The following is a 2,382-nucleotide window of genomic DNA, read 5'->3' on the forward strand; positions in this document are numbered from 1 at the left end:
TGTCGGTATTGGTCATCGACTGCACCACGACCGGCTTGCCACCGCCCACGGTGACTCCACCGATCTGGACCGCTTGGGTCAGGCGACGGGGCCAGGCAGTGGCATCGGAGGGGGCTGTAGGGCGGGTGACGGCGTCATGCATGCGGGCATTCTAACGCCCGCCCCGACCTTCCGGGTGTGTCGCATTCAGGCGACAGTCCGGCTGCGGCCGATTGTCGCAGGCAGCCGTCCCCGCGAACGCATACGATGGGCGCGAATGACCGGTCCCGACGCCCCGTTTCTCCGAACCCTGTGCAGCCTGCGCTGGTTGGCCGTGGCTGGCCAGGCGGCCACCATCCTCGTTGCGACCTGGGTGCTGGGACTGCCCTTGCCRCAACTGCCGCTGTGGTCGGGCGTTGCCGTGCTCGCCGTATTCAACCTGTATACGCAGCTGCGCCCGGAGCCGGCCGATACCGCGCCGCTGACCGCCTTCGGCCACATCCTGGTGGACGTGATCATCCTCACCTGGATGGTCAGCTGGAGCGGCGGCATCGCCAATCCGTTCGGCTCGCTGTTCCTGATCCTGATCGCCCTGGCGGCCTTCGCCCTGCCCCTGCGCTGGGCACTGGCCGTGGCCAGCGCCTGCCTGCTGGGCTACGCCGCCAGCGGACTGTTCGGGCAACCGCTGCCGGCGGGCTATTTCAACGCACTGGACCTCAATCGCTGGGGCGTGATCGCCACCTTCCTGCTGTCCGCTGCGGTCGTACTGATCTTCTCTACCCGGCTGGCGATCGCGCTGCGCGAGCGCGAGCTGGAACTGTCGGCACTGCGCGAACGCTTCGCGCGCAACGAGGGCATCGTCGCCCTGGCCACGCATGCAGCCTCGGTGGCGCACGAACTGAACACGCCGCTGGCGACGATGACCCTGCTCGCCGACGACGTGGCCGAACGCAGCGAAGAACCGGAAGTGCGCGAGGACATGGAAACCCTGCGCGAACTGCTGGTGCAGTGCCGGGAGCGCGTGCTGGCCCTGGCCGCGCCGGCCTCCAATGACGGCCCCGGGCGCGCCCACTCCACGGCCCAGCAGGTGCTGGAGCAATGGCGGCTGGTGCGCCCGACCATCGACCTGCATCGCAACGACGACGCACCGCTGCGCCTGCCGCTGGACCCGGGCGTCGGCCACCTGCTGATGGTGCTGCTGAACAACGCGGCCGATGCCGGCGAGCAGGCCGGCCGACCGCGCGTCGATCTCAGCCTGCGCATCGAAGGCGACGACCTGATCGGCGAAGTGCGCGATTACGGCCATGGCTTCAACGCCCGCGCCGCCGTGCTGCCGGGCAAGCTGTTCGGCAGCAGCAAGAGTGAAGGCATGGGCGTCGGTCTTGCCCTGTCCCATGCCACCATCGAACGCCTGGACGGCGAGATGTGGATGCGCCCGGCCCAAGGGGCCGGTAGCCGCGTCGGCTTCCGCCTGCCGTTGGCCCCCCGCGAGGAATCACCATGACTGCTTCCACCCTTGGCCTGCTGGTCGACGACGACGAACTCTACCTGCGCACCCTGCAGCGCAGCTTGGCCCGCAAAGGGCTGGAGACGCAGACCGCACAGGATGCCGCCAGCGCGCTGGCACTGGCCCGCCAGCATCCGCCGGCGTTCGCGTTGATCGACCTGAAGCTGGGCAGCGATTCCGGCCTGGCCCTGATACAGCCGTTGCGCGCGCTGCGCGCAGACATGCGAATCCTGCTGGTGACTGGCTATGCCAGCATCGCCACCGCAGTGGAGGCGATCAAGCTGGGCGCCGACGACTACCTGCCGAAGCCATCGACGGTGCCGATGATCCTGCGTGCGCTGGGCGAGGAAGACGATGGTCCCGCCGATGACGGCGAGATGGAAGTGCCCGATGCGATGACCCCGATCAGCCGCCTGCAGTGGGAACACATCCAGCAGGCGATGCATGAAACCGGCGGCAATGTATCGGCGGCCGCGCGGCTGCTCGGCATGCACCGGCGTTCGCTGCAGCGCAAGCTGGCCAAGCGGCCGAGCCCGGAGCGCGATCCGAGCCGGTGAAGGGCCGGCATCCCGCAACAGGATGCCGCTGGCGCACGCCAGGTCAGTCTCCGAGCAGCGCGTCCACCTCGACCTTCTGCTGCCTGGCCTCGGCGTCCACTTCTGCAACCCATTGATCCACCCCACCACGCATCAGATCAGCCCGACTGGGCAGGACGTCGCGCGCAGGGCTATACAGATCGAGCAGCAGTCGGTTGCGGGCCTCGACTGTCATGTCCGCGCCGCCAGACCGCTCGACGATGATGTCAGCCCGCGCCAGGCCCTGCTCATCCACGCACCGCTCGCCATGACGCAGCAGAACCAGCACCGGCACATCGGCGCCCTCCTGCACGGCTGCCT

3 protein-coding genes and 1 pseudogene are annotated in these 2,382 nt (G+C 68.7%); 2 read left to right on the plus strand and 2 right to left on the minus strand.

The window, feature by feature from the left end:
- Nucleotides 1-142: pseudogene (gene ispG / locus AB4Y84_RS19485) on the minus strand (flavodoxin-dependent (E)-4-hydroxy-3-methylbut-2-enyl-diphosphate synthase); the annotation flags it as partial.
- A 114-nt stretch (nt 143-256) separates the two neighbouring features.
- Between ispG and AB4Y84_RS19490 the strand changes: the two are divergent.
- Complete coding sequence (locus AB4Y84_RS19490; RefSeq protein WP_442244594.1) at nt 257-1,483, plus strand: ATP-binding protein; 1,227 nt, start codon at nt 257-259, stop codon at nt 1,481-1,483.
- The gene (locus AB4Y84_RS19495; RefSeq protein ID WP_025878801.1) at nt 1,480-2,043 is read left to right on the plus strand and encodes a response regulator transcription factor; all 564 of its coding nucleotides are present in this window, start codon (nt 1,480-1,482) and stop codon (nt 2,041-2,043) included. The genes AB4Y84_RS19490 and AB4Y84_RS19495 overlap by 4 nt, the downstream gene beginning before the upstream one ends.
- 43 nt (nt 2,044-2,086) lie before the next feature.
- Here AB4Y84_RS19495 and AB4Y84_RS19500 read toward each other — a convergent pair.
- On the minus strand, nt 2,087-2,382 hold a 296-nt coding region (locus AB4Y84_RS19500), incomplete at its 5' end, for a hypothetical protein (protein WP_442250708.1).

It is taken from the genome of Stenotrophomonas sp. 2YAF22 (genome assembly GCF_052114665.1).
GTDB lineage: Bacteria > Pseudomonadota > Gammaproteobacteria > Xanthomonadales > Xanthomonadaceae > Stenotrophomonas > Stenotrophomonas indicatrix.